This is a genomic window from Flavobacterium sp. (assembly GCF_040379285.1).
Taxonomy (GTDB): Bacteria; Bacteroidota; Bacteroidia; order Flavobacteriales; family Flavobacteriaceae; genus Flavobacterium.
Window position 1 is genome coordinate 20156 of sequence record NZ_JBEILJ010000021.1, and the last position, 19721, is coordinate 39876.

The window sequence follows — 19721 nt, forward strand, 5'->3', positions numbered from 1 at the left end:
ATATGCAATTAGAAAGTTCCAAAGTAACCGTTCCAAAATCGGCCGAATACCTTTTCAACGCCTTGACAGATGTCAAAAACTTTGAAAAATTGATGCCTGAAAATATCGCTAAATTTGAAGTAACCGATGAAAATACCTTTTTGTTTGGTTTAAGCGGTATGCCTGAAATCAAATTACGCTTGAAGGAGCAAACGCCCCACAGCTATATCAAATTGGGCGCTGCGAGCGACAAAGTTCCTTTCACATTAATCGCACACATCGAAGCTACAGCAACAGCATCCTCCACTGTTCAATTACAATTTGAAGGCGAATTCAATGCAATGATGGCGATGATGGTCAAAGGGCCCATCACCAAATTTCTAGAAACACTTTCCTCCAACATGGGGAAACTATAAATATGAGAAGCCGACTTCTGTCGGTTTTTTTAATACAACAATTGAATTTCTTTGAGGTCAAAATGGCGAATCGTCTCCCATTCATCTTCGAGAACCAATTGCCCTTCAGTTGTAACTTCCAATATTTTTCCCATAAACCGCTGTCCATTGGGCAATTCAAAGGCAGAAGGTATTCCTTTTCGAAATAAATGGGCATGGTAAAAGCCCCACAACGTCGCTACCTCTTGTTGGGCTACATAGGCATAGTTCTCCCGACATTCGGCAACGATTTCCTGTGCAAGCTGTTCAATACCAAAGGACTGTTGCGAGACGTTATAAAGTGAAGTCGCTTTGGGCAACTCCTTAAAGTCTTTTTGATGAACATTGAGTCCAATACCAACCACAGTCTCCCAAGATTGATCTGATTTAATCAAATTCTCAATTAATATACCTCCCAACTTTTGATTACCTGACAAAATGTCGTTGGGCCATTTAATACTCAAGTCCGGAATCTGATAACGTTGCAACACTTTCAAAAGACTGATGGCAACAGCCACATTGAGATGAAAAACAGCAGCGGTGGGCACTAGATCATTCTGAATCAAAACACTCATTATCAAATTACTACCCGGTTCCGACAGCCAACGTGCCCCGCGTTGCCCCTTACCGTTGGTTTGACGATGCGCAAGTACTGTGGTATAATTTTCAAGTGGTTTAGAACGTGCCAACGCTTTTAAAAAATCATTGGTCGAATCTATGGCATCGAGTTTGATTAACTGCATAGGACAAGGGGGTAAATTTTCGAATTTAAACTTCTGTTAAGCCTCAAAAATAATGACAAAAAATAATACCTTTGCAAAATAAGAAGCAGTTTTAAATGATAAAAAAAGAAGTGAGTACCGATGTCCTATTGGCGGGCATTATAAAAGGAATCGAAGAAGTAAAAGGAAACGAGATTGACCTTTTAGATTTAAGAGAAATTGACACCGCAGTTTGTGATTATTTTGTTTTGTGCACAGGCTCTTCCAATACACAAGTGAATGCAATCGTAAATTCAATTCAAAAAGTTGTTTCTAAAGAATTTAAAGAAAAACCTTGGCATGTAGAAGGAACAGAAAATGGAGAATGGGTATTGATGGATTATGTTTCTATCGTGGTCCACGTTTTCCAAAAAGAGCCCCGTGAGTATTATAACATTGAAGGATTGTGGGGAGATGCCAAAATGACCCGAATTGAAACGCAATACTAAAAACTAAGGAACCCAAGTAAATTATGTCTGAAGATAAAAAACCAAATGGTATAAAATTTAACCCCTGGTGGATTACTGGCGCTATCTTATTCATGCTCATTGTATTGAATATGATTGGAGGTTCTACCATTCAGGATTATTCTAAAATAAGTGTCTCACAATTTGACGACATGTTAAAACGCGGTGAGGTGCAAAAAGTAATTGTTTACAACAAAACGAAAGCTGAAGCGTATCTTACCGAAAAAGCGCTGAAAGAGAAAAAACACCAAAAAGTAGCCAAAGATGTATTTGGAACGGTAAATAAAGGCCCCCATTACACTTTTGATATTGGAAATGACGAACTGTTTCAAAAAGAACTGGCAGAAGCAGTAAAGAAGAAACAGTTAGTCTCTTATGACTTTCAACAAAAAAGTGATTGGTCAGAATACTTTATTAACTTCTTACCCCTTATCATCCTTATTGGTGTTTGGTTGTATTTCATGCGACGAATGGCATCGGGTGGTGCTGGCGGTGGCGGCGGACAAATTTTTAACATCGGAAAATCAAAAGCGCGTTTGTTTGACGAAAAAAATGATGTTAAAGTTACTTTTAAAGACGTTGCAGGACTGGAAGGTGCCAAAGAAGAAGTCCAAGAAATTGTGGAATTTTTAAAAAATCCCGAAAAATATACTGCGCTTGGTGGTAAAATCCCTAAAGGAGCTTTACTTGTCGGACCTCCAGGAACAGGAAAAACCTTATTGGCCAAAGCAGTGGCGGGAGAGGCTAAAGTTCCCTTTTTCTCACTTTCGGGCTCTGACTTTGTAGAGATGTTTGTGGGGGTTGGAGCTTCACGTGTTCGCGATTTGTTCAAACAGGCGAAAGATAAATCACCAGCCATTATTTTTATTGATGAAATTGATGCTGTGGGGCGCGCCCGTGGAAAAAATAATTTTTCAGGATCCAATGACGAACGCGAAAACACACTCAACCAGTTGCTTACAGAAATGGATGGTTTCGGCACCAATACGCATGTAATCGTGTTGGCAGCGACCAACCGTGCCGATATTTTGGATAAAGCCTTGATGCGAGCAGGTCGTTTCGACCGACAGATTTACGTAGACTTACCAGACATTCGCGAGCGTAAGGAAATTTTTGAGGTACACCTGGCACCCCTAAAGAAGGCTGAAGATTTGGATACAGAATTTCTAGCCAAACAAACGCCTGGTTTTTCGGGTGCTGACATTGCCAATGTGTGTAATGAAGCAGCTTTGATTGCGGCACGTAAAAATAAGACACAGGTAGAACGGCAAGACTTTTTGGATGCTGTTGACCGTATTGTAGGCGGTTTAGAAAAGAAGAATAAAATCGTTACCCCCGAGGAAAAACGTGCTATTGCTGTTCACGAGGCGGGTCATGCCACCGTGAGTTGGATGCTCGAACATGCGGCGCCTCTCATCAAAGTGACGATCGTTCCCCGTGGACAAAGTTTGGGCGCGGCTTGGTATCTCCCGGAAGAGCGTTTGATTGTTCGCCCCAACCAAATGTTGGATGAAATGTGTGCCACTATGGGAGGTCGTGCTGCCGAAGAAGTTGTTTTTGACATTATATCTACAGGAGCACTTTCTGACTTGGAGAAAGTGACACGTCAAGCACGTGCCATGGTGACTATTTACGGATTGAATGATAAAATTGGAAACATCACCTATTACGATTCCAGTGGACAATCGGAGTATAACTTTAGTAAACCCTATTCTGAGGAAACGGCTGTTTTGATTGATAAAGAAATTTCTGCTTTGGTCGAAGGACAATACCAACGAGCCATTCAATTACTCAAGGAAAACAAAGAGAAATTACTGCAATTGGCCGATATTTTAATTGAAAAAGAAGTGATTTTTAAAGATGATTTGGAAGCTATTTTTGGCAAGCGTCCTTTTGGGGAAATTCATACATTGACGGAAGAAAATCCTTTGTAATATCTTTTTAACAAAATTTTAAAAAATCTTAATTCATACACGGTTTTGAATTAAGATTTTTTTATCTTTGGAATTGTCCAACTTTTTAAAGAAGTATACCCAATATATGAGTCTTTTCAGAAAAATATTTGGTTCCGGTCAAGAAGGTTCCGAAGCGGAAAGCCAGAGCGAATACAACTCGCCTAAATCTTCCAATTTACCTGTAGATGAGCAATTTACCTTTAATTTTAAAAAAAATGGAGGTAAATTTATCTATTGTGAAAACTTGGCAGAAGTCAAAGAACAATTTGAAAATATATTAGAAGAAAACGATTGGTTTGAAAAAGAAGTGTTGTGTTTTGAACCCAAACTTTTTAGTCTTTTGGAAGAAAATCGTCTTCCCCATCAATCGGTGAGTCAGCCTGCCTTCTTTTTTGCCAGTTGCGAAAATTTAATCGCTGACGAAGGTTCTGTGTTGTTTTCTTCCAACCAAATTAAGCAAAAGAAGCCCAACGAACTTCCTGACAATATTGTCATCCTGGCAACCACCAGTCAAATTTTGGAATCGAAAAGTGACGGCCTTCGTGTGATCAAAAAGAAATACGACAAAGAATACCCAACTAATATTACGACCATTAAATACTTTGAAAAAGCGCAAGAAGAGGACTTTCTCACGTACGGAAGTTGTCACAAAAACCTCTATTTGTTGCTTTTAGAAGATTTGTAATCATGAGTGAATCCCTCACCCGATTCCTTTCAGGTATCGTTTATGTAACCTTGTTACTGGGCGCTACCTCCTACTCTATGGATAGTTTTTTTATCCTGTTTGGAATTTTCATGCTCATTGCGATTTATGAATTCTGTGGATTAGTGCATATTAACCGAATTGCTCCTTTGATTATTGGCGCTATTGCCTTTTATTGGGCGTCTCAATTTCGCACCAACAAAACCAACGATATTTTACTGCTCATTGTAACCCTTTTCATCTCCATCAAATGCTTATTGCTTTTGTTTAATTTCAAAAAAGAGCACATCGGCGTTTGGTCACGTTATCTTTTTACCTTGGGGTATGTAATTCTCCCTTTTTTGATTTTAATCAAAATTCCATTTTCCAACAATGAATACCGTCCAAAAATCATCATCAGCATCTTTTTACTGATTTGGACCAACGATACCTTTGCCTATATTGTTGGAAAAACGATAGGTAAACATAAGTTGCTGGAAAAAATTTCACCCAAAAAAACCATCGAAGGCTTTTTGGGGGGGATGTTGTTTACAATTCTGGTCGGCTACCTGATTTCTCGCTATTATTTTCAACCCAAACCTGAATATGCAGACACTTCGGTGTTGATTTGGACGGTAAGTGCGGCAATCATTAGCGTTTTCAGTACGTTGGGCGATTTGATTGAATCCAAATTTAAACGGATTGCTGGAGTGAAAGACAGTGGGAAAATCATGCCAGGACATGGGGGCATCTTGGATCGCTTAGATAGTATTATATTTGTCACGCCCTTTGTATTTTTGTTTTACCAAATTTTAGATTATGTTTCATAAAGAAGGTGCCAAAATCATCTTAATCGCAACGTTCAGTTTTACGGTCCTCCTACTCGGTTCGCCGTATGTAATTGCAAACCCTTGGACTCTTAAGTCGGTGCAATTGGTACTGCTTTTTTTATTGATCATGGTATTACAATTTTTTCGAAATCCGAAGCGGCCTTTGGAAGTTAATGATTATCAAATCGTAGCGCCTGTAGATGGGAAAGTAGTAGTTATTGAGGAAGTCTACGAAGCAGAGTATTTTAAAGACAAGCGCTTACAAGTTTCCATATTCATGTCGCCCATAAACGTACATGTAACGCGCTATTGTACTAGCGGTAAGGTAAAATACAGCAAATACCATCCTGGAAAGTATTTGGTGGCTTGGGACCCGAAATCTAGTACTGAAAATGAACGCACAACCGTTGTTATTGAGAACCGTATTTTTGGTGAAATTTTGTACCGTCAAATTGCGGGAGCGCTTGCCAAACGTATTGTCAATTATGCCGAAGAAGGCATGACGGTGCGTCAAGGGGCTGATGCAGGATTTATAAAATTTGGTTCCCGGGTTGATATTTATCTTCCCCTTGGAACTGAAGTAACCGTTAAACTCGGTCAAAAAGCTGTAGGTAATCAAACGATTATTGCTTTAAAAAACCATGGATAATCGCCAGTTGGAAGAACGATTCGATGAAGCAGTTGACATTGCCAACACAATGACACAAGCTTCCCTGCCCCAAGATGTGCAGTTGCGTTTGTATGCTTTATACAAACAATCTACCTTGGGAAGGGCTACTCATCGATTTGTGTATCCCCAAGATTTGCGAAATGCATTTAAAATGAATGCGTGGATACAAATTAACCATCTCTCCCAAGACGAAGCCAAAGAACAATACATTCAAGCAATCATGGAATTGGCACAAAAAAAAAGTAAGTAATGAAAAAGTGTGTACTCTTATTTGGATGTTTTCTCATTATTTCCACAGCTTCATGTAAACGGAAAAAATATACCGAAGTCGTTGAAGTGCCGCTACCCACCAAAGAACAAAAAGTGACGCTGGGGTTACCCGATGATGTTAAAGCCCAAGAAGGCGCTTTTGAGTTGGTAAAACTACCTTTCGGTTACGATGCCCTTCAGCCAGATATCGACGCGTTGACTATGGAAACGCATTATTCCAAACATTATCTTACCTATACCAACAACCTTAATCAGTTGCTTATCGGTACCGATTTGGAACCGTTACCCATTGCCGAAATTTTCAAAAAACTTGATATTTCTAATGTCGATTTAAAAAATAACTTAGGAGGTTATTACAACCATAGTTTATATTTTGAGATCTTAACTCCCAATGGACAAGCCCAACCCAAAGATACTTTGGCCGCTACTATCGAGCGTGATTTTGGTTCGTTTGATAACTTTAAGAATCAATTTATTGATGCTACTGGTAAGGTTTTCGGTTCAGGTTGGACATGGTTGATTGTCAATAAATCAGGAAAACTTCAAATCTCGAATACTGTCAACCAAGATAATCCACTGATGCCTCGTGCGGAAGTTCCTGGCAAACCCATATTAGGCATTGATCTTTGGGAACATGCCTACTATTTAGAGTATCAAAATCGTCGAAAAAAATATGTGGAAAGTATTTTCAAACATATAAATTGGGATAAAGTAGCCGAGAAATTTGAAGAAGCCACCGCGCTATAATTCATTAGTCTACAGCTAAACAGCTTTCGTTGCAATTAAAACGTGCTTTCGTCGATAAAATAAATTTATCTATTTTATTTAAAGTACATTTAATATACCGCTCAACGAACTCATTTTCAAAGTTCTTTTTACGAATATTAAATCTACTACTATGCTACAGTTTTATTCTGCATCTACACGTATTGTAAACACCAAAAGAAGTGTTACAGAATGTCTAGAAATTGCCCTAGGGGATCACCTCGACCAAGCTTCACTCCTTATTTTTAATGCTTCTGTGGGACATGATTTTCAAGATCTCATTGAACAAGCTCATGAAATGGCTCCTAAGGCACAAATCGTAGCCGCTTCTTGTTGTGGTGTCGTAGGGCGTGAGGGCGTGAGTGAGTCCATGAAAGATATGGCTTTGATGGCGATAACAGGAAATGAATTTACACTTGCAGGAAGTTCCTCTATTTATGGCCATAACTCATATGACGAATGTCTCAAAATGGCCAAAGCCTTAAAAGATCAAAAAACAGGAATCAATATGATTTATTTTATTGCCTCGGGAATTGACATTAATAATTCGGAATGCATTCGGGGTTTTGAAACTGTTTTTGGGGAAGAAGTAACTGTATTTGGAGCCACCACTTCTGATAATATGAAAGGGTATGTTAGTTTCCAAGCTTTTGAGCAACAAGTAACTGAACATGGTGCTTTTGCTATTGGATTTTGCGACCCTTCTTTAACCATTGATACGCAAGCAACCCATGGATTTATGGCTATTGGTGAACCTATGACCGTGACCAAATCCAATGGACATATCATTGAAGAGTTGAATGGAAAACCCGCTTGGTCCACTTTTCTAGAGCGATTAGGATTACCCAAAGAGGCCGATTGTGGTCACACTATTCCTGTTGGGGCTTTGGCCGAGCTTCTTCCTCCTGAAGTAGCTGAAGAATATGGAAATCAACATGTTTTGCGTGTGGTTACCAAACATGAAGGCGAACATCTTTACTATGCCACCACTTGTGAAAAAGGAACACAACTTTGGTTTACCGTACGTGATGAAGAATTGATTTTTAAAGAAATGGATCGCATGGTAGCTTCAATGAGCCAACGTGCTGCTGGAAAAAAACCGGTGGCCGTATTTCATGCCGATTGTTTGGCACGAGGACGCTATCTAACCAACCGCGTTTTGAAAGAAGAGTTGGTCCACCAAATGCAAACCCCTTTTTATACAGATGATGCCTGTCCACCATGGTTAGGCATGTATGGATTTGGTGAATTTGCACGGTTGAATGGAAAAAATACATACCACAACTATACTACAGCACTTTATGTAATCTACAGAAAACAAACAAAATAGCCTTAAATTTACCATGGACTCGACCAACGATATAGAATTACTACAAGCCTATGAACAGCTTCAGCTTCGTGTCACCCGTTTTTCCTCAACGGAACAGAAGTTAATTGCTGCTCAGGATCGTTTGGACCATGAATTGACATTATATAAACGTTTGTCAGAATTCAACTCCAAAGCGTTACAATCTACCAGCCTTGATCATTTAGGTCAGCTTGCTGTAGAGACCATGGTTGATATTTTAGAGGTTGAAGCGTCGCTTATTGTGTTTATGTATCCCCAAACAGGAATTCAAAAACTTTTTACAGAAGGGATTCCATCAAAATTAAAAAAATCTACAAAAAAAAATATTGCATTATTCCGATTCTTCAAGGAATTTCCTGCCCATTCAATAACATTATTGGAGGATACACAATTAAGCAGTGTGGATGAACTAGAATCGTTTGACAGAGGAGCAATATCTGTAATTGAAGATGCTTTAGCTGGAATTCATATAGTATGTCTGGGTTTGATCAGTAAACAAAAATCTCCATTATATAGCTCGTTTAATCCAACATTAGAAACACTCTTCCAAATTTTTAGTCAACAATTCCTTGCTTTAACCATACGATTACAACAACATTTAAAAATTCAGCATCAATTAGATGAAATCAACAACTCGAAAAGGGAGTTGATCAAACTTTCGCTAATTGCTAAAAAAATTAATAACAATGTCATTATTGCCAACAATCTAGGAGAAATTGAATGGGTAAATGATTCATTTGTTAAAACAACAGGATACAAACGAAAAGAAGTACTGGGTAAAAAACCCAAAGATTTTTTAAAACGAGCACCCCAATCAGAGTCCGAACACAATCGATTGGTCGAAGCATTACGCGACAAAAAAAATGTAGCTGTTGAATTGGTTAATTATACTAAAAATGGTAAACCATATTACAACCAAATTGAAATAATTCCAGTATTTGATGATCAAGGCAATCATATAAACTTCATATCTGTTCAAAAAGACATTACAAAAGAAGTTCAAGCGCGTAATGAAATTTTACGAATAAACAAACGCTTTGAAACGATTGCTGAAAAAGCTCAAATCGGTGTTTGGGATTGGGAAGCTGAAAGTCAAAAAACCCAATGGAATAAAATTTTAGAGCAACAATTACGTATACCACGAACCTTAACCCCTGACGATTTTTATCCTTTTTGGAAAAGCTGTTTGTATGAAGAAGACTACCATTCAACGATTGAACGTTTACATCATTTTATGCGTTCCTCTGAAAGTCATTTGGAATATGAATACCGCATACAGTTGAAAAACTCAAAAGAGATTCGCTATGTAAAAACCTTACTCATTGCCGAGCGAACACCTGAAGGCAAGATTATCAAACTTATCGGGAGCAATCTTGATATAACTGAAAAGCACGAAGCTGAAATGCAATTGGATGCTTTGAAGAAATACTATGAGAGTCTATTTAACCATTCGCCTTCACAGAAAATTGTACTTGATAAAAACTTGAATGTTGCCTTTATCAATGAATCATTGCTTAAAGTACAACCCGATTGGGAAACTTTTGTTGGAAAAAATATTAGCGAATTAACTCAATTACGCCTCAAACGACATCCATTAAAAAATATGCGTCGTTTGGCTCAAAAAGTCAGTGATGCAATTGACTTAAAGAAACTAATCCATTACACGGATGTTATCACAACGCCAAAACACAAAACCTGTTACCGATTAATTGATGTATTTCCTCATTTTATTGGAGATCAGCTGCAATATGTCATCATCAATGGAGTAGATATTTCGGAACTCAAAAAAACACAAAAAACTATAGTAAGTAAAAATCAAGAACTCCAAAAACTCAACAACGAATTGGATAACTTTGTGTATCGTGTATCTCATGATTTACGAGCGCCTCTACTCTCCATCAAAGGACTCGTTAATTTGATTTTTGCTTCAGAAAATTTAGAACCCAACCTAATAGAATATATACAACTCATTGATGTTAGTGTAGCCCGACTAGATGATACGATTCAGGAAATTTTGGAGTTTTCAAGAAATGCCCGATTGGATGTAACTTACGAACATTTTAATCTTAAAGAAATAATCGACGGTATTTTTGAGGATTTAAGATACGCATCCGATGTACAAATGGAAATGACTTTTCAAGACAATGGAAATCCTTGGATTACCTCCGATCGCTATCGAATGGCAACTTTGCTAAAAAATATTATCGGAAATGCTGTTAAATATCGAAATCGAACCCTTTCAAACCCATTTGTACACTGCAAACTAACAGAAACGAACCAAAAAATAATCATTGAAGTTGAGGATAACGGTGAAGGCATTGCTCCTGAACACCTTCCAAAAATATTTCGAATGTTTTTCAGAGGATCAAATAGTGCAGTAGGAACTGGATTGGGCTTGTATATCTGTAAAGAAATCACACAAAAACTTGAAGGTACCATAGAGGTATATTCAGAATTAGGTAAAGGTTCTCGTTTTTTTATAGCACTTAATAAAAAATAGTTTACATTTGTAAGAATAGATTTATCTTTATGAATTGTATACTTATAGATGATGACGCCATTTTTAATTACGTTCATGAAAAAACAATACGTAATTTATGTCCCGATTGCCCGATAAAAACCTATTTATCAAGTAAACAAGCGCTTTCATTTTTTTTTGAAAATATACAAGACGCAGTAGACGCTCAAGTCTATATCTTTCTAGATATTAATATGCCTGAATTAACCGGATTTGAATTTTTGGATCAAGCCATTGCAGTCATACCCGACTTTTTAAACCAACATAAAGTATACATTCTCACCTCTTCGCTCAACGATAAAGACAAGCAAAAAGCAGAAACCTACCTTGGATTGAAAGGGTATCTTGAAAAACCGCTTGACAAAGAGCAATTAATGCAAATTTTTGAATAAAGAAGGTTTCAAATGGGTGGTAAATTTTATCTTTGAGAAAAAAATTAATCATGCTTCAAAACCGAATTTTCCTCCTATTTTTGGGCTGTGTTGTATCCCTTTTTGGTCAAGAACACAACTTAAAAAATATTCAAAAACTAACTTTTGGTGGTGACAATGCCGAAGCCTATTTTAGTCCTGATAATCAAATGCTCACCCTTCAAGTCACCAATAAAGCCTTAGGTGCGGAATGCGATCAAATTTTTAGCTTAAATCTTAACGAAAAAACCTTTTCACCCCAAAGTCTAAAACGCATTTCCAACGGACAAGGAAGAACTACCTGTTCTTACTTTATGCCCGATGGTAAACATATCATTTTTGCTTCGACACATGGTGCGCAAAAGGAATGTCCTGCTCCACCTAAACCCCGAGATGGGAAATATTTATGGGCGATTTACCCTGAATTTGATCTGTATATCGCCGATTTAAAAGGAAACATTGTCAAACAACTCACGAATACTCCCGGATACGATGCCGAGGCCGTAGTTTCTCCCGATGGGAAAAAAATTGCGTTCACATCGACCCGATCAGGCGATTTGGAACTCTGGACCATGAATATTGACGGCTCCAACTTGAAACAAATTACCTTCGGTTTAGGCTATGACGGCGGAAGCTTTTTTTCGCACGACAGTAAAAAACTAGTGTTTCGGGCTTCCCGACCCAAAACGGAGGCTGAGATTAACGATTATAAAGCACTTCTTCTAGAAAATGTAGTCGCGCCAACCGAAATGGAATTGTACACCTGCAATGTCGATGGCTCCGATTTAAAGCAAATTACTCAATTAGGAAAGGCAAACTGGGCGCCGTTTTTCCATCCTTCTGATCAAAAAATAATTTTTTCTTCCAACCATCATGCGACGCGAGGGTACGACTTTCAACTCTACATGATCAATACCGATGGATCCCATTTGCGTCAAGTTACCTTTGAAAGTGAATTCAATGCATTTCCCATGTTTTCGCCTAATGGAAAAAAATTAGTTTTTTCAAGCAATCGCCAACAGGAAGCCGCTCGTGAAACCAATGTTTTTTTAGCCGACTGGGTCGATACCGATCCCGCAGAATATATCGACGAGTCACTGCTACAAAAAAACATCACCTATTTGGCCTCCGATGCTATGAAGGGACGTTTGGTGGGCTCTAAAGAAGAACTTAAAGCCGCCGAATATTTGGAAAGTCAATTCAAAAAATGGAAACTCAAACCTTATCAAGGAAAATCCTTTTTGATTCCTTTTGAATATACCTACAAAAGCAACCCGAAAGATTCGTTGAATAGCCAAGAGGTAAAAATCAAAGCCCATAATGTAGTCGCCTATCTAGACAATAAAGCCTCCAAAACCATCGTGATTGGGGCGCATTATGACCATTTAGGCCGAAACGAACACGGAAATTCTACCCAAATGAATTCCCAAGGACAAATCCACAACGGCGCTGACGACAACGCTTCTGGAGTCGCAGGTGTACTCGAATTGGCGCGAATGGTATCCCAAAACAAAACGACAGAAAAGGCGAACTATATCTTTGCCTTATTTTCTGGGGAAGAAGACGGATTAATCGGATCCAAATCACTAGCAGACATCATTAAAGCGCAAACCCCCAATATAGTTACCATGATTAATATGGACATGATTGGTCGCTTGAATGCCTCCAAAGACCTAATCATTGGAGGAACAGGAACGAGTCCCGAATTTCCAAAAATCATCGAGAAAAACAAACCCGCGGGATTTCATGTTACCCTGGAGGAAAGCGGCACCGGACCAACTGACCACACTTCGTTTTATTTAAAAGACATTCCTGTTTTAAATTTCTTTACTGGAACGCACAGCGATTACCATAAACCGAGTGACGATGCCGATAAAATCAATTATTACGGAGTTAAAAACATCGTTGAATACGTGTTCCGGATTACGCAAGCGCTGGATGTGATGGAACAAATTCCGTTTACCAAAACCAAAGCGAATGCCGGTAAAACACGTCCCAAGTACAAAGTAACCATGGGAATCATGCCCGATTATACCGAACACCCTGACGGACTGCATGTCGATGGTGTGACCGATAACCGACCCGCGCAAAAAGCAGGTATTCAGGAAGGTGATGTCATTACCAAAATTGGTACGTTACCGATTAAAGATGTATATGGGTATATGGAAGCTTTAGGCAAAATCAACCCGGGCGATGAAGTCGAAGTGGTGTTTTCACGAAATGGCGTTTCACAAACGGTGAAGGTTAAGTTTGAATAAGTAAACTATAAAAAGTAAAAAGGAGTACTCGATTAAGAATACTCCTTTTTTTTGGCTCAATAGCTTTATTTCAAACCTGCCAAACTCGCCTCAAGCATTGCAATTTTGGCTAAGGCATCGGCTTCTTTTTTGCGCTCCATTTCGATTACTTTTTCAGGAGCCCCCGAAACAAATTTCTCATTGGATAACTTGGCTTGAACCGATTTCAAAAAACCTTGGGTATAGGCCAACTCAGCAGTCAATTTTTCAATCTCAGCGGCAACATCGATGGCGCCAGTCACTGGAATGAAGTATTCGTTGGACTTCACGCGATACGATAAAGCACCGTCCACTTTTTCGTTGACATAAGTAAGGGAAGAAACATTGGTCAATTTTGCAACTATACTGTCAAAAAAGGAGGTACTCCCCTCTTTGTTGACTACCTTCAATTCAATACCCTCTTTGAATGGAATATTTTTGTCTTTGCGTAGGGTGCGAATCCCAGAAATAACCTCTTTGGTAAACTCAAAATCATCTACCAATTGCGCATTATAAGCAGCCGAAGTTGGCCATTGGGCAATGATAAGCGCTTCTTCAGGGGTACGTGTTTTGATGTATTGCCAAATCTCTTCGGTCAAAAACGGCATAAACGGATGCAATAATTTCAAGTTGGTTTCCAAAAGCGCAATCGCTTTATCAAATGTCACTTGATCTATAGGTTGTTGGTAACCCGGTTTTATCATTTCAAGGAACCAAGAACAGAAATCATCCCAGAACAACTTATAAATGGCCATCAACGCATCGGAGATACGGTATTTGTCAAAATTATCTTCGATTTCTACTAAGGTATGTTGCCATTTAGCTTCATACCATGCTATTGCAACACGTGACGATTCGGGTTGTGGAATATCGGCCACTTCCCAACCTTTGATCAAGCGGAAGGCATTCCAAATTTTATTGGCAAAGGCTTTCCCTTGTTGGCACAATTCTTCATCAAACAAAATATCATTACCTGCCGATGCACTAAGTAATAGTCCAACGCGAACACCATCGGCACCGAAGCGCTCAATCAATTCCAATGGCTCGGGAGAGTTCCCTAGCGATTTCGACATTTTGCGGCCTTGTTTATCGCGTACCAATCCTGTTAAATACACATTGGTAAATGGTTTGGCATCGGCGTATTCGTAACCAGCAATAATCATTCGGGCCACCCAGAAAAATAAGATATCGGGACCCGTAACCAAATCGTTGGTAGGATAATAATACGTGTAATCTTTATTGTCAGGATCCATTATTCCGCCAAATACCGCCATAGGCCATAACCACGACGAAAACCAAGTATCGAGGGCATCCGCATCTTGCGTAAGTTGGTCAAAGGTAAGGGCTGAATTTCCTGTTCTTTCTAGGGCTAAAGCAAGGGCCTCTTCCTTTGTCTCGGCAACCACGAAATCTTCTTTTCCATCGCCATAGTAATAGGCCGGAATTTGTTGGCCCCACCACAACTGACGAGAAATATTCCAATCCCGAATGTTTTCCAACCAATGACGGTAGGTATTGTTAAATCGGGAGGGGTATAATTTCACTTCTTCGGTTTCAAGAACTGCTTTGATGGCTGGTTTGACCAATTCGTCCATGCGTAAAAACCATTGATCGGATAATCGGGGTTCGATTACCGCTTTGGTGCGCTCTGACGTCCCCACTTTATTCAAATGGTTTTCCGTTTTCACCAAGGCACCGATAGCTTCCAATTCGACTGCAATGGCTTCACGCACTTCAAAACGGTCTTTGCCCGCATAATGCAATCCGAAGCTATTTAAACTCGCGTCTTCGTTGAAAATATCGATGATTTCCAAATTGTGACGTTCCCCCAATTCTTTATCGTTGACATCGTGTGCGGGAGTTACTTTCAAGCATCCCGTTCCAAACTCAGGATCTACGTAATCATCAAAAATAATGGGTATCACACGGTTACAAATGGGAACAATAGCTTTTTTACCTCGCAAATGTTGGTATCGCTCGTCTTCGGGATGAATACAAATTGCGGTATCGCCCAAAATGGTTTCTGGTCGTGTAGTGGCAATAGTTACGAATTCTTGCGAACCTTCAATGGCATAGCGCAAATGATATAACTTCCCTTGGCGCTCTTCATAAATTACCTCCTCATCCGAAAGGGTAGTTTTTGCTTCTGGGTCCCAATTGACCATACGATAACCACGATAGATTAATCCTTTGCGATACAAGTCGACGAAAGAACGGATTACAGAAGCTGACATATCGGGATCCATAGTAAACTTGGTGCGACTCCAATCGCAGGAACATCCCAATTGTTTGAGTTGCTCCAATATCGTACCTCCATATTTATGGGTCCAATCCCAAGCGTGTTTCAGGAATTCTTCACGCGTTAAATCATTTTTTTGAATGCCTTCACTTTTCAATTTTGCCACTACCTTAGCTTCCGTAGCTATCGACGCGTGATCAGTGCCGGGAACCCAACATGCATTAAATCCTTTCAAGCGTGCACGACGAATTAATACATCTTGAATGGTATTGTTGAGCATGTGCCCCATGTGCAATACTCCTGTCACATTAGGCGGAGGAATGACTATAGTATAGGGGGTACGATGATCAGGTTTGGAGGTAAAATAGTCGTGTTGCATCCAATAGGCATACCACTTTTGTTCGACATCTTGGGCGTTGTACTGTGCTGGAATCATGTGTGTAAAATTTTGAATTGGAAAAAAACTCCCTTTTTGCCCCGACCAGCCTGCCGGTAAGCAGGGAGAACCAATATCTACTTAACGTTATAAAGTGATAAAAGCGAAAGCGGGAGGTGATTTGGATAACACAATTGATAATCCTGACACCTAAAATTTTTGGTATGTTTTTTGTACCTATGTGGGCAAAAGTACTGAAAATAGTACGTTACGAAAAATTTAAGATTTAAAATTTTGTACCCCAACGGAAAGTAGTAATTTTACAAAAAACAGAGTCATGAAACGATTTTTACCTTATTGTCCTCTTTTTTTCTCAGCTTTTGCTTTGGCGCAAACGGGGCCAAAAATTGTTTTTAAAGACAAAGATAATACGATAGATTATGGAACGGTCACCAAGGAAACCGACAATGGAGAACGGATTTTTGAGTTCACCAATACAGGCGATCAACCGCTGATTATCAAAAACGTGCAATCGACTTGTGGATGTACGGTCCCAAGCAAACCCGACCAACCGATTATGCCAGGTAAAACGGGTGAAATTAAGGTGAAATACAATATGAATCCGGGGCCCATTCGCAAAACTATCACTGTAGAAACCAATGCGGTAAATGTAGAGGGCGGCATGGTGGCACTGAAAATCAAAGGGGAAGTAATTGTTAAACAAGAGCCGAATCCTCTGGAGAAAAAAACAAATATTCTGATGAATCGATCCTAAAATAACAACCTGCTTCGGCAGGTTTTTTTATGGCAAAAGGTCTTTTAAAATCAAAGAAGTCGTGACCGTTTTCCCGTTTCGAATGTACTCGATTTCAATCGTTTTACCATCACGCTTTTTCAAAAAACCGTTGATTTCATCGAGGGTGATATTCGTACAGAGGTAACCGTTAATTTTATAAAGTTGATCCCCCTTGCGCAGCCCCGCTTGATCGCCAGGGGAATTCAGCCGAACTAAGTCTACTACATAGGTGGGGCGCAAGGTAAACAAAACCTTGACTTGATCACGAATGCGCTGCCCGCTATTGGAAAACACATTTTTGGCATAAATTGATTGAACGGTCAAATCTTTGGTTTCGGTTACCCATTCCAAACCGCTCTGCACGATTTCAATTCCAGACATATTATATACAAAAGGGTCTTTGATCAAAGCATTGGGATACACATAGATTTTTTGATTCGGATAATCCCAAACCAGATGAAAGCGTTTCAAGAGCTCGTTACCCAGCGAACCGTTGCGTCCGTTGATTTGGAGCAGATGCTTTATAAAATCGCCTTTCGGAAACGCCACCAGGGGTCTCTTGACACTAAACGGTCCGAGTGCAATTGAATCGATTCGTCCCCGTTGCCCATAAATATCACCCGACAAGCCCCGACCAAGATAGTCATCGACATAGGGATAGGGTTGAAAAGAGAACGCTGGCTGCGGGTTGGGAAATAACCATGCTACATCGGTATTTCCGGTATCAAGTAAATAAAAAGCGGAGGTGACTTTGGCTCCCAAGGCAGTCGTTGCATGGAGATATGGTTTATTTTGTATAAACGTCAGAGGAATTGCTGCAAAGGGTTCCCGGCGCTTCATGAGCCTATTGACTTCGCGCGAGAGGATAATCTTTTGCTTAACATAATCGATACGAACGCTGTAAGACTTAAAAAAATGGTAACCTATAATCCCATTAATCGGCATTCCCACGGAGGTAGAAATGTTCACTTTTTCGTCGAGAATTAGGTATAATTTATGAGCCATATCAGTCATAGAACCAATTTCCAAACGATTATTTTCAGAACTGTACGCGTCAATCGCATCCAAGTTCCCAAGGCCGCGTACTTTTACCGCTTCCATCTGATTTAACTGCACTTTATCAGTGTCCTCCAAACTAAACAATAGCGTATGCTCAACGCCCGTATCGAGCATGAAATTTAGAGGAGTCCCATTCAGAACTACAGGAATGATGATAAGATTTTGAACAAAGGTAAAGGGAAGCACGATTTTCTTCCGGTGTTCTGGCAGCTGAAATCCCACTTGGGCATGAACGCCAGACACAAGTAAAACCAATAAAAGAAATAAGATTCGGGACTTCATCGGGTAATTTTTCTAAAATTAAAAAAAATAGCGCTTTTTACGATAGCATTAACGTCAAAATCATCTTAAAATTTGCAAATTTGCACAGCTAAAACAAATCACTATGCCAAAGATTTCGACCAAAGGCCAACAAATGCCCGAATCGCCCATCCGTAAGTTAGTTCCCTATGCAGAAATAGCCAAAAAGAAAGGGGTAAAAGTTTATCATTTAAACATTGGGCAACCCGATATTAAAACGCCTGAAGTAGCCCTGCAAGCGGTTAAAAATGCAGCTATCGAAGTGCTAGAGTATAGCCATTCAGCGGGTTTTGAGAGTTACCGTACCAAGTTGGCGGCTTCCTACCGCTCCTATGGTCTTCCCGTGGAAACGCAAGATATCATCATCACTACGGGAGGTTCAGAAGCCTTGCTTTTTGCCATTGGTAGCACTATGGATGCAGGCGACGAAATCATTATTCCTGAACCGTTTTATGCCAATTACAACGGATTTGCTACGGCGTCAGGGGTCAAAGTAGTTCCCGTCATTTCTACGCTAGAAGAAGGTTTTGCCCTCCCTCCTATTGCCGCGTTTGAACAACTCATTACACCTAAAACTAAAGCGATTCTTATTTGTAACCCAGGAAACCCTACAGGCTACTTGTATACACAAGAAGAGATTCAACAACTCGCTGCAATCGTTAAAAAACACGACTTATTCCTGATTGCAGACGAAGTATATCGTGAATTTATTTACGATGCCGATGTGCAACACCACTCGGTGCTCAATGTGCCCGGCATTGAAGAAAATGCGATTATGATTGACTCTGTTTCCAAACGATACAGTATGTGTGGCGCGCGCATTGGTTGCCTAGTTTCCAAAAATAAAGAGGTGATGTCTACTGCAATGAAATTTGCACAAGCGCGTTTGAGTCCCCCTACCTATGCACAAATTGCCAGTGAGGCGGCTCTTGACACACCACAATCGTATTTCGAGGATGTTATCGCCGAGTATAAAGACCGTCGTGACCTTTTGGTGGAAGGACTTCAAAATATCTCCGGAGTTAAAGTCGCGGTCCCCAAAGGCGCGTTTTATTGTATAGCACAATTGCCTGTTACCAATGCCGATGACTTCGCGCAATGGTTACTTGAATCGTATGATTTTCATGGCGAAACTGTGATGGTTGCTCCCGCAGCGGGCTTTTACTCTACTCCAGGAGTAGGCTTAAACGAAGTGCGTATTGCTTATGTGCTCAAAAAAGAGGACCTACAACGAGCCATTGCGATACTCGAAGCTGCTTTAAAAACATACAACGCACGCTAAAGTTTAACCCACTTTTTTAAATGATTGACCTGCATCGTACTCCCATACATGCAGGTTTTTTTTAATTTCTATTACCCCATTGCCTCATCGACACATTGCCCCATTGCCACATCGACACATTGCCCCATTGCCACATCGCCACATCGCCTCATCGACACATTGCCCCATTGCCACATCGCCTCATTGGCACATTCCCCCATTGCCACATTAATCAGGGCGCGCCCCCTCGAAATCCCTTCCATCTTCCTAATGAAATTAACTGCCTCGGGGTCGGGTCGTTCGTTGCAATCTTGCCTGCGCTCCG

At 39.9% G+C, this 19721-nt stretch carries 18 protein-coding genes; 14 read left to right on the top strand and 4 right to left on the bottom strand.

The genetic code is table 11. The features are described from left to right. Positions 1-2: 2 nt before the first annotated feature. Entirely contained in the window at positions 3-395 is a 393-nt protein-coding gene (locus ABWO12_RS06290) for an SRPBCC family protein (RefSeq protein ID WP_353087916.1), read from the top strand. Between the two features lie 29 nt (positions 396-424). Here ABWO12_RS06290 and ABWO12_RS06295 read toward each other — a convergent pair whose 3' ends face one another. After that, positions 425-1156, bottom strand: a complete 732-nt coding sequence (locus tag ABWO12_RS06295; RefSeq protein ID WP_353087917.1) for a biotin--[acetyl-CoA-carboxylase] ligase — start codon at positions 1154-1156, stop codon at positions 425-427. A gap of 95 nt (positions 1157-1251) precedes the next feature. On the opposite strand from ABWO12_RS06295, the gene rsfS reads away from it, so the two are divergent. The 11 genes from rsfS to ABWO12_RS06350 all read left to right on the top strand — a co-directional run bounded on the left by rsfS (position 1252) and on the right by ABWO12_RS06350 (position 13347). After that, positions 1252-1623 (top strand): ribosome silencing factor, encoded by a 372-nt coding sequence (gene rsfS, locus ABWO12_RS06300; RefSeq protein ID WP_073364589.1) that lies wholly within the window; start codon positions 1252-1254, stop codon positions 1621-1623. A gap of 23 nt (positions 1624-1646) precedes the next feature. Next, positions 1647-3575, top strand: a complete 1929-nt coding sequence (gene ftsH / locus ABWO12_RS06305; protein ID WP_353087918.1) for an ATP-dependent zinc metalloprotease FtsH — start codon at positions 1647-1649, stop codon at positions 3573-3575. Between the two features lie 106 nt (positions 3576-3681). Continuing rightward, complete coding sequence (locus tag ABWO12_RS06310; protein ID WP_353087919.1) at positions 3682-4281, top strand: LUD domain-containing protein; 600 nt, start codon at positions 3682-3684, stop codon at positions 4279-4281. A 2-nt stretch (positions 4282-4283) separates the two neighbouring features. After that, positions 4284-5108, top strand: coding sequence for a phosphatidate cytidylyltransferase (locus tag ABWO12_RS06315; RefSeq protein ID WP_353087920.1), 825 nt, complete (start codon positions 4284-4286; stop codon positions 5106-5108). After that, the gene (locus tag ABWO12_RS06320; RefSeq protein ID WP_353087921.1) at positions 5098-5757 is read left to right on the top strand and encodes a phosphatidylserine decarboxylase family protein; all 660 of its coding nucleotides are present in this window, start codon (positions 5098-5100) and stop codon (positions 5755-5757) included. Before ABWO12_RS06315 ends, ABWO12_RS06320 begins: the two co-directional genes overlap by 11 nt. Then, positions 5750-6028 carry an acyl-CoA-binding protein gene (locus ABWO12_RS06325; RefSeq protein WP_353087922.1) on the top strand — a complete coding sequence of 93 codons (279 nt, stop codon included), beginning with the start codon at positions 5750-5752 and terminating at the stop codon, positions 6026-6028. The genes ABWO12_RS06320 and ABWO12_RS06325 overlap by 8 nt, the downstream gene beginning before the upstream one ends. Next, a complete protein-coding gene (locus tag ABWO12_RS06330) occupies positions 6028-6795 on the top strand; it encodes a superoxide dismutase (RefSeq protein WP_353087923.1) in 768 nt (255 codons plus the stop codon). The genes ABWO12_RS06325 and ABWO12_RS06330 overlap by 1 nt, the downstream gene beginning before the upstream one ends. Positions 6796-6946: 151 nt before the next feature. Next, positions 6947-8143: an FIST signal transduction protein gene (locus tag ABWO12_RS06335; RefSeq protein WP_353087924.1), complete on the top strand. Its 1197-nt coding sequence runs from the start codon at positions 6947-6949 to the stop codon at positions 8141-8143. Between the two features lie 151 nt (positions 8144-8294). Beyond that, positions 8295-10661 carry a PAS domain-containing sensor histidine kinase gene (locus ABWO12_RS06340; RefSeq protein ID WP_353087925.1) on the top strand — a complete coding sequence of 789 codons (2367 nt, stop codon included), beginning with the start codon at positions 8295-8297 and terminating at the stop codon, positions 10659-10661. 29 nt (positions 10662-10690) lie between these two features. Then, positions 10691-11071, top strand: a complete 381-nt coding sequence (locus tag ABWO12_RS06345; protein WP_353087926.1) for a response regulator — start codon at positions 10691-10693, stop codon at positions 11069-11071. 50 nt (positions 11072-11121) lie between these two features. Then, positions 11122-13347, top strand: coding sequence for a M20/M25/M40 family metallo-hydrolase (locus ABWO12_RS06350; RefSeq protein WP_353087927.1), 2226 nt, complete (start codon positions 11122-11124; stop codon positions 13345-13347). A gap of 65 nt (positions 13348-13412) precedes the next feature. On the opposite strand, the gene ABWO12_RS06355 is transcribed toward ABWO12_RS06350, so the two are convergent. After that, on the bottom strand, positions 13413-16040 hold the full coding sequence (locus ABWO12_RS06355; protein ID WP_353087928.1) for a valine--tRNA ligase: 2628 nt from the start codon (positions 16038-16040) through the stop codon (positions 13413-13415). A 277-nt stretch (positions 16041-16317) separates the two neighbouring features. On the opposite strand from ABWO12_RS06355, the gene ABWO12_RS06360 reads away from it, so the two are divergent. Continuing rightward, positions 16318-16755, top strand: coding sequence for a DUF1573 domain-containing protein (locus ABWO12_RS06360; RefSeq protein WP_353087929.1), 438 nt, complete (start codon positions 16318-16320; stop codon positions 16753-16755). A 27-nt stretch (positions 16756-16782) separates the two neighbouring features. Here ABWO12_RS06360 and ABWO12_RS06365 read toward each other — a convergent pair whose 3' ends face one another. Beyond that, complete coding sequence (locus ABWO12_RS06365) at positions 16783-18117, bottom strand: pepsin/retropepsin-like aspartic protease family protein (RefSeq protein WP_353087930.1); 1335 nt, start codon at positions 18115-18117, stop codon at positions 16783-16785. Positions 18118-18220: 103 nt separating this feature from the next. On the opposite strand from ABWO12_RS06365, the gene ABWO12_RS06370 reads away from it, so the two are divergent. Further along, complete coding sequence (locus ABWO12_RS06370; protein WP_353087931.1) at positions 18221-19417, top strand: pyridoxal phosphate-dependent aminotransferase; 1197 nt, start codon at positions 18221-18223, stop codon at positions 19415-19417. 71 nt (positions 19418-19488) lie between these two features. On the opposite strand, the gene ABWO12_RS06375 is transcribed toward ABWO12_RS06370, so the two are convergent. Continuing rightward, positions 19489-19721 (bottom strand): hypothetical protein (locus ABWO12_RS06375; protein ID WP_353087932.1); only part of this gene is annotated, 233 nt, incomplete at its 5' end.

Bases quoted from the DNA above. Each gene is read 5' to 3' on its own strand.
- ABWO12_RS06370 (WP_353087931.1), top strand. From the start codon at position 18,221: ATGCCAAAGATTTCGACCAAAGGCCAACAAATGCCCGAATCGCCCATC.
- ABWO12_RS06360 (WP_353087929.1), top strand. From the start codon at position 16,318: ATGAAACGATTTTTACCTTATTGTCCTCTTTTTTTCTCAGCTTTTGCT.
- ABWO12_RS06310 (WP_353087919.1), top strand. From the start codon at position 3,682: ATGAGTCTTTTCAGAAAAATATTTGGTTCCGGTCAAGAAGGTTCCGAA.
- ABWO12_RS06295 (WP_353087917.1), bottom strand. From the start codon at position 1,156: ATGCAGTTAATCAAACTCGATGCCATAGATTCGACCAATGATTTTTTA.
- ABWO12_RS06335 (WP_353087924.1), top strand. From the start codon at position 6,947: ATGCTACAGTTTTATTCTGCATCTACACGTATTGTAAACACCAAAAGA.
- ABWO12_RS06320 (WP_353087921.1), top strand. From the start codon at position 5,098: ATGTTTCATAAAGAAGGTGCCAAAATCATCTTAATCGCAACGTTCAGT.
- ABWO12_RS06350 (WP_353087927.1), top strand. From the start codon at position 11,122: ATGCTTCAAAACCGAATTTTCCTCCTATTTTTGGGCTGTGTTGTATCC.
- ABWO12_RS06315 (WP_353087920.1), top strand. From the start codon at position 4,284: ATGAGTGAATCCCTCACCCGATTCCTTTCAGGTATCGTTTATGTAACC.
- ABWO12_RS06290 (WP_353087916.1), top strand. From the start codon at position 3: ATGCAATTAGAAAGTTCCAAAGTAACCGTTCCAAAATCGGCCGAATAC.
- ABWO12_RS06330 (WP_353087923.1), top strand. From the start codon at position 6,028: ATGAAAAAGTGTGTACTCTTATTTGGATGTTTTCTCATTATTTCCACA.
- ABWO12_RS06345 (WP_353087926.1), top strand. From the start codon at position 10,691: ATGAATTGTATACTTATAGATGATGACGCCATTTTTAATTACGTTCAT.
- rsfS (WP_073364589.1), top strand. From the start codon at position 1,252: ATGATAAAAAAAGAAGTGAGTACCGATGTCCTATTGGCGGGCATTATA.
- ABWO12_RS06325 (WP_353087922.1), top strand. From the start codon at position 5,750: ATGGATAATCGCCAGTTGGAAGAACGATTCGATGAAGCAGTTGACATT.
- ABWO12_RS06355 (WP_353087928.1), bottom strand. From the start codon at position 16,040: ATGATTCCAGCACAGTACAACGCCCAAGATGTCGAACAAAAGTGGTAT.
- ABWO12_RS06365 (WP_353087930.1), bottom strand. From the start codon at position 18,117: ATGAAGTCCCGAATCTTATTTCTTTTATTGGTTTTACTTGTGTCTGGC.
- ftsH (WP_353087918.1), top strand. From the start codon at position 1,647: ATGTCTGAAGATAAAAAACCAAATGGTATAAAATTTAACCCCTGGTGG.